This window comes from Mesorhizobium sp. M7A.F.Ca.CA.004.06.1.1 (assembly GCF_003999135.1).
Taxonomy (GTDB): Bacteria; Pseudomonadota; Alphaproteobacteria; order Rhizobiales; family Rhizobiaceae; genus Mesorhizobium.
Genome location: NZ_RZPQ01001320.1, coordinates 1 through 745, shown reverse-complemented (window position 1 = coordinate 745; position 745 = coordinate 1). Strand labels below are relative to the sequence as shown.

The window sequence follows — 745 nt, the reverse complement described above, 5'->3', positions numbered from 1 at the left end:
GTGTTACTACAACGCCGCGCGCAGCCTGCAGCTCGCCGAGCTGACCACCGTCTATTATGCGGCCCCGATCATCGTCACAGTGCTTTCAGTGTTCCTGCTCGGCGAAAAGGTGCCGATGCTGCGCTGGCTGGCGGTGCTGATCGGCTTTGCCGGCGTGTTCGTCGCTTGCGATCCGACCCATCTCGGCCTGTCCGTGCCGGTGCTGCTGGTGCTGGCGGCGGCCTTCTTGTGGGGCATCGCCATCGTGCTCTTGCGCAAGACCGCCCTTGCCGAGTGCTCGATGATCCAGCTCCTGCTCAACAATTTCTATTTCCTGCTGTTTTCGGCGGTGCCGGCATTGTTGTTGTGGCGGACACCGGACGGGGCTCAGTTGCTGCTCCTTGCCAGCGTCGGCGCACTCGGCGGCCTGGCACAATATCTTCTGTTCGAAGGCATGAAGCGCACACCGGCTTCGGTCCTCGCGCCGCTGGAATACACCTCGCTGTTGTGGGCATTCGCACTCGGCTTTGCGATCTGGGGCGACGTGCCGCGCCGCGAGGTGTTCCTGGGCGCTGCGCTGATCGTCGCCGCCGGCCTGTTGATCGTCGGCACCGAGCATTTCCGCAAACGCCTATGATGTGGATCACCATCATTGCTGACACTACGATGCCAGGACCAAGCGGCGTAGGCTGGTTGCATGACTGACATTGCAGCCGCCACCGACACCGCCGCAGAGCGCACACTCGGCATCATCCTGGTGTCGTCC

Annotated in this window: 1 protein-coding gene; it reads left to right on the top strand. The window is 63.0% G+C overall.

Translation table 11 applies throughout. The features are described from left to right. The coding region (locus EN906_RS36060; protein WP_164777703.1) for a DMT family transporter at positions 1-616 on the top strand (616 nt) is incomplete at its 5' end. Positions 617-745: the final 129 nt, after the last annotated feature.